The sequence below is a fragment of the Kitasatospora sp. MY 5-36 genome (assembly GCF_001182915.1).
Classification (GTDB): Bacteria; Actinomycetota; Actinomycetes; order Streptomycetales; family Streptomycetaceae; genus Kitasatospora.
The window spans coordinates 1-5,744 of the sequence record NZ_LFVW01000697.1; the positions used below are offsets into that span (position 1 = coordinate 1).

The 5,744-nt window shown below is 76.3% G+C and carries 5 protein-coding genes; 4 read left to right on the forward strand and 1 reads right to left on the reverse strand.

Annotated features, from left to right (window positions below; genetic code table 11):
- Positions 1-316: 316 nt before the first annotated feature.
- Both AE652_RS33870 and AE652_RS33875 read left to right on the forward strand, forming a co-directional pair.
- Positions 317-1,009: an AAA family ATPase gene (locus AE652_RS33870; protein ID WP_082346146.1), complete on the forward strand. Its 693-nt coding sequence runs from the start codon at positions 317-319 to the stop codon at positions 1,007-1,009.
- Between the two features lie 88 nt (positions 1,010-1,097).
- The gene (locus AE652_RS33875; protein ID WP_049658636.1) at positions 1,098-1,967 is read left to right on the forward strand and encodes an NAD-dependent protein deacetylase; all 870 of its coding nucleotides are present in this window, start codon (positions 1,098-1,100) and stop codon (positions 1,965-1,967) included.
- 39 nt (positions 1,968-2,006) lie between these two features.
- Here AE652_RS33875 and AE652_RS33880 read toward each other — a convergent pair whose 3' ends face one another.
- A complete protein-coding gene (locus AE652_RS33880; RefSeq protein ID WP_049658637.1) occupies positions 2,007-2,648 on the reverse strand; it encodes a hypothetical protein in 642 nt (213 codons plus the stop codon).
- A gap of 842 nt (positions 2,649-3,490) precedes the next feature.
- Between AE652_RS33880 and AE652_RS33885 the strand changes: the two genes are divergently transcribed.
- The gene (locus AE652_RS33885) at positions 3,491-4,762 is read left to right on the forward strand and encodes an MFS transporter (RefSeq protein WP_049658639.1); all 1,272 of its coding nucleotides are present in this window, start codon (positions 3,491-3,493) and stop codon (positions 4,760-4,762) included.
- Between the two features lie 168 nt (positions 4,763-4,930).
- Positions 4,931-5,377: a glutaredoxin domain-containing protein gene (locus AE652_RS33890; RefSeq protein ID WP_049658640.1), complete on the forward strand. Its 447-nt coding sequence runs from the start codon at positions 4,931-4,933 to the stop codon at positions 5,375-5,377.
- Positions 5,378-5,744: the final 367 nt, after the last annotated feature.

Sequence of the window (5,744 nt, forward strand, 5' to 3'; positions counted from 1 at the left end):
GGTCGGTGGAGCGCCTGCGGGCGGAGGGCCTGCGGGCGGACGGGCCACTGCCCGGGCCGCCGGGGTGGCCGCTGCCGCCGGTGCCCGGCTGGGGCTGAGGCGGCGGGTCCGGCGTCCGGTCGCCGGAATGCGGCAACATCTGCTCCTGTAGCGGCGGTTCGGCCTCGTTCACCTCCGCGTCGGCGGGGTTTCCCGAGGGGCGGGTCCACTGGAACGGCGGCTCCGGCGGGTTCCGGCGGCGCGATGCCGCTGTCCGCCGTCCGCCACCCGCAGGGGAGGTGGCGGGCGGCGGCCGCCCGGCGCAGACTCAGCAGGCATGACGCCCTCCCTCCCGACGACGGACCGAACCTCCAGCACGGACCGAACCCCCAGCACGGACCGACGCCCGCACCTGCTCGTCGTGAGCGGTCCGCCCGGGGCGGGCAAGACCACGCTGGCGCACGCCCTGGCCGACGCGCTCGGCCGCCCGGCGGTCTGCCGGGACGAGATCAAGGAGCGGATGGCCGCCGCCCGGCAGGCCCCGGCCAAGGACCTGGGCCTGGATTTGGGCCCGGACCAGGACCTGAACCAGCGGACGCTGACCGAGTTCTTCCGCACCGTCGACGGACCCCTGCGCGCGGGAACGGACCTGGTGGCGGAAGCGGCCTTCCAGGACCGGCTGTGGCGGCCCGGTCTGCTGCCGCTCGTCGGCCGCGCCGAGCTGCGCATCGTACGCTGCACCGTCGACCCCGGGACCGCCCGCGAGCGCATCGCCCGCAGGGCCGCCGAGGAACCCGGTCGCGCCGTCCACGCGGACGGTGAGCTGCTGCGCCGCATCGCGCGCGGCGAACGGCCGATCGAGTCCTGGGTGCCGATCGCGCTCGACGCCCCCTGCCTGGCGGTGGACACCACCCGGGGCTGGAATCCGCCGCTGGAGCGGATCACGGCCTTCGCCGCCGGTGCTGCCGGTGCCGCCGAGGAGCCGTCCGGGTGGGTGGGGAACCACGTGCCGCGGGGTCGGAAGAGCTGACAGGACCGCGCGGTGCCGCGATCACGTCCCGATGCGTCCGGGACCTGTGCCGGCCCCTCCTGCGGCGCCACGCCCTAACCTCGACGGTATGGACGCGTTCGAACACCCGGGCGGGCAGGCCGCCGTTCCCCCGGGGGAGGAGTTGGAAGGCCTGGTACGGCTGCTGGACCGGCGCGGCGCGGTGGTGCTCAGCGGGGCCGGCCTGTCCACCGAGTCCGGTATCCCCGACTACCGCGGCGCCACCGGCCGCCGCCGCAGCGGCACCCCGATGACGTACCAGGAGTTCACCGGCAGCGCGGAGGCCCGGCGCCGCTACTGGGCCCGCAGCCACACCGGCTGGCCCGCGATCGCCGGGGCCCGGCCCAACGCCGGGCACCACGCGGTGGAACGGCTGCGCCGGGCCGGGCACGTCGCGGCGGTCATCACCCAGAACGTCGATGGCCTCCACCACGCGGCCGGCACCCGGGAGGCCGTCGAGCTGCACGGCGGACTCCGCCGGGTGGTCTGCCTCGACTGCCGCCGCACCAGCACCCGGGCCGAGCTGGACCGGCGGCTGGAGGAGCTCAACCCGGGCTTCCGGCCGACCCGGGCGGAGCTGCGGCCCGACGGCGACGCGCGGCTGCCGCAGTCCGCGGTGGACGGCTTCCGGGTCGCCGCCTGCACGGCGTGCGGCGGCGTGCTCAAGCCCGACGTGGTCTTCTTCGGCGAGAACGTCCCGCCGCCCCGGGTCGAGCACTGCTACGAACTGGTCGACGCGGCGGGCTCGTTGGTGGTCCTCGGATCCTCCCTGGCGGTCCTGTCCGGGCTGCGCTTCGTCCGCCGCGCCGCCCGGGCCCGGCTGCCGGTCGCGATCGTCAACCAGGGGCCGACACGCGGGGACGAACTCGCCCGGCTCCGCCTCGACCTGCCGCTGGGGGCGGCCATGACGGAGGTCGCCCGGCTGCTCGACGCGGCCTGACCGGGCCGGCCGGCGTTCCGGCCGGCCCGGTCGGCCCGGTCAGCCGGCGGGCAGGGCCGGTCGGCCCGGTACCCACAGCGGCACCCGGCCGGCGCGCGGCATGGAACGTGCCGCGTCCTGTTCCAGCCGGCCGGCCACCCGCTCCGGATCGCCCTCGCACAGCTCCACCAGCGCGGCCGCGGCGATCCGGGTGCAGCACAGCACCAGCGCCAGGGTGTCCTGGCGGCAGTGCCGCTCCCGCACGTACGCCTCGGCGCGCTCCTCGATCCGGCGGGCGTGATCCGGCCCGTCCTCGGCGGTCAGCGCCTGGACCCCGTGCCACACCAGGGTCAGCGCACAGGGCTCGGCCGGGTGCGAGGCGCCCTCCCGACGCGCCTGCTCCCGGGCCTCCGCCGAGCGCTGCCCGAGCCACTCCAGGGCCGCCGGACCGTCCTCCCGGCAGGAGCGCAGCACCAGCTCCGCGGCCCGGGCGACGACGGCCCGCAGCACCTCCGGCGCGGGCGCCCGCAACCCGGACGCGGGCCCGTCCCCGAACGCCAGCCAGGCATCGGCGAACGAGGCCGCCCGCAACCCGCCCACCCAGGCCGGCGCCCCGCCCTCCGTACTCAGCCAGTCCTGCGCCCCCAGCCGCACCAGCCCCACGGCCGCCAGGCGCACCGCGTCCCCGTCCAGCTCCCGCAACCATCCATTCCGCACCAGCACACACCCCCGTCAGCGGTTCATCCCCGTGAGGCTCATCCCACCACACCGGGACGGGAACGAACTAGACAGGGGCACGTCACAATCCGGAAGCGGGCCTTCCGGGCGGTTCTCCTGCGGGGACGGCCGCGCCGCCGGGCCGGGTGCGCGGGCGGGCCTCGACGCGGCGGGTCGTCCGGGCTGGTGCCGGACGTCGTTGGCGGGCTGGTCGCGCGAGGGTTCCCGGCGGGAGTGTCGGGGCGGTCGGGCGGAGCGCGCGGGGGCGGCCCCGGCGGCGGGATCCGGCCAGGGTTCGGCCGGGTGTGCGGGCCGCCGCATGGGGTGGCCGGGTTTCGGTGTGACGGCCGTGGCGTGTTCGGTCGTTCGGGGTGTGGGCGTCGGATGAGTTGGGCAGGGACGCGTCAGGACCCGGGCGGCTGTGCGGACGCCCGGTGCGTCAGGGCTGGGCCGGTCACGGCCCGCCGTCAGTGTGCCGTGAGCCCGTCGACCGGGCCGCGGGCGCCCTTCACCGATCCCGCCGGGTCGATCACCGGTAGCGGACCCCACGGATGGTGCGGGTGGCGTCCGGCGCGAGGGTGATCCGTTCGGGCCGGTCGACGCCCGCGGCCCGGACGGTGGGCGGGTGCGGCGCGGCGTGCTCGGCGAACGTGACCGGCTGGTCCGTGACTTGGGCGCCGGTGCGGTGGCCCGGGGCCTCGCGGGTGGTGCGTGCGGCCGTGCGGTCTCGATGGGCGCCGGACTCCAGCGTGCGGCCGGGAGCGCCGGCGCCGGGGAAGCGGGGGAGCGATGGGTGGGCCGGTTGCGACGGAAGGGACGGACCGAAGATGGATGTGACGACGCGGACGGCGGTCGCGGCGGACCGCGCAGCGGAGGGGGAGGCGCGACACCGGACCTCGGCGGGGGTGTTCTGGCGCTACTGGACCGGATCGCTGGTCAGCCGGCTCGGGAACCAGGTGTCCGTCGTGGCCCTGCCGCTGATCGCCGTGCTCACCCTGCACGCGACGGCCTGGCAGGTCGGCCTGGTCACCGGCGCCGGGTACCTGGCCTGGCTGCTGGTCGGACTGCCGGCCGGCGTCCTGGTCCACCGGCTCCCGCTGCGCGGCACCCAGGTGGCGATGGACCTCTTGCGCGGGGCGGCGGTGGCCTCGGTGCCGGTGGCGGCGGCCCTGGGCGTACTGGGCCTGCCGCAGTTGGTGGTGGTCGCGCTGCTGGTCGGGCTGGCGGGTGTGGTCTTCGACGTCGGCAACTCCACCTTCCTGCCCTCGATCGTCGCCAAGGAGGAGCTGACCGTCCGCAACAGCCTGCTCTCCGGCAGCAGCGCCGCGACCGAACTGGCCGGCCCCTCGCTGGGCGGGGTGCTGGTCCAACTCGTCGGCGGCGCGGCCGCGATGGTGCTGGACGCCGTCAGCTACCTGGTCTCGGCGGCCCTGCTGCGCAGTCTGCCGCGCGCGGAGCGGCCCGCCCCGCGGCCGGGCGGCGCGGGGATGTGGAGGCAGATCCGCGAGGGCTGGCACTTCGTCACCCGGCATCCGGTGATCGGGCCGTGTGCCGCCTACGCCACCGCGGTCAACTTCGTCTCCGGTGGGCTGATGACGCTCACTCCGGTGTTCCTGGTGGACGCCCTCGACGCCCCGGCCGCGGCCGTCGGCGCGCTGATGGCCACCGGCGGCCTGGGCAGCCTGGTCGGCGCCGTCCTGACGCCCCGGGTGGTCTCCCGGATCGGCAGCGGCGGCGCCCTGCGGTGGTCGGCGCGGATCGCCGCGCTCGTCACCTTCCTGCTCCCGGCGGCCGGTTCGGGGTGGGCGGTGCTGCTCTTCGCCCTCGGCAACGCGGGCTTCGCGGCGGGCGTCGTCGTCACCACCATCGTCGCCCGCACCCACCGGCAGACCCACACTCCGCCGGAGCTGCTCCCGAGGGTGATGGCCACCGTCCGGTTCGTCTCCTGGGGCTCCATCCCGGTCGGCGCGCTGCTGGCCGGTGCCGCCTCCACGGCCTGGGGGCCGCGTACGGCGCTGCTCCTGCTGGCGGTGTGCGGCCTGGCCGGCCCGGTGATCCTGACGGCCGGTTCGCTCCGCCGTCGGCGCGACCTCGCCTGACCTCGGCCCTCGGGCTTCCCGGCGGTCCGCCGAGCCATCGCGAGATGTCCTGATGCAGCGTCACCATCAGCTCCTTGCAAGGGTGTTGATTCGAGTGTCGAAGGCCCTCGCGCGGCACGGCCGGGGGAGTGGAACGGCGGGGGCCGTGTACGGATAGCCTGGGCCGCCATGATGCGTGTGTGGATGCTGCCGTTGTTGTTGGTGCTCTGTGGTGCGGCCGTCGCGGGCGGACTCGTGTCGAGCGGGAGCCGCGGAGCGGCCGTCGTGTACCTGCTGGGGTTCGCGGGGCTCGCGGCCGTGAGCTCGACCCTGGTCTTCCCGAAGTCGCTCGGCGCGGCGGAGGCGCAGCGCCGCAGCGCGGCCGACGGCCGGCCGGTGGTGTACTGGCGGCCGGGCTGCAGGTACTGCCTGCGGCTGCGGATCCGGCTGGGCCGGGCGGCCCGGCGGGTGCACTGGGTGAACATCTGGAGCGACCCGGAGGCGGCCGCGGTGGTGCGCGCGGCCAACGACGGCAATGAGACCGTGCCGACCGTCGTCGTGACCGGCCGGCCGCACACCAACCCCGACCCCGCCTGGGTACGCGGACAGCTGTCCGCCGCCACGGCGAAGCGCTGACCGGCCGTCGGCGCGGCCGTACCGACGGCGGTGGCAGGGGATTTGAGTACGGCTCAGCGCCGGCGTGACCGGAGCCGTGCGGCCAGGGGCGTTGCAGTTCGGTGACACGGAAGGCTCCATTCCGTCGACTGTTCGCACTACCTTCGAACTGCACGCGAAGCCGCCCTCCGGTCCCCGCAGGAGAGGGCGCCGCGCGCTCCTCACCCGCACTTCGCTCAGGAGAACCGCATGCCCTTCTCGACGATCCGCCGCGCGACCACTGCCCGTACGCTGGCCGGAACCGTCCTGGCCGCGGCCCTGCTGGTGCCCGCCGCGACGGCCTGCTCCTCCACGTCGGGCGCGACCGGCGCGGCCGCGCCGACCACCG

What these genes read in the sequence shown, in the direction of transcription:
- AE652_RS33870 (WP_082346146.1), top strand. Translation starts at nt 317, where the DNA reads ATGACGCCCTCCCTCCCGACGACGGACCGAACCTCCAGCACGGACCGA.
- AE652_RS33875 (WP_049658636.1), top strand. Translation starts at nt 1,098, where the DNA reads ATGGACGCGTTCGAACACCCGGGCGGGCAGGCCGCCGTTCCCCCGGGG.
- AE652_RS33885 (WP_049658639.1), top strand. Translation starts at nt 3,491, where the DNA reads ATGGATGTGACGACGCGGACGGCGGTCGCGGCGGACCGCGCAGCGGAG.
- AE652_RS33890 (WP_049658640.1), top strand. Translation starts at nt 4,931, where the DNA reads ATGATGCGTGTGTGGATGCTGCCGTTGTTGTTGGTGCTCTGTGGTGCG.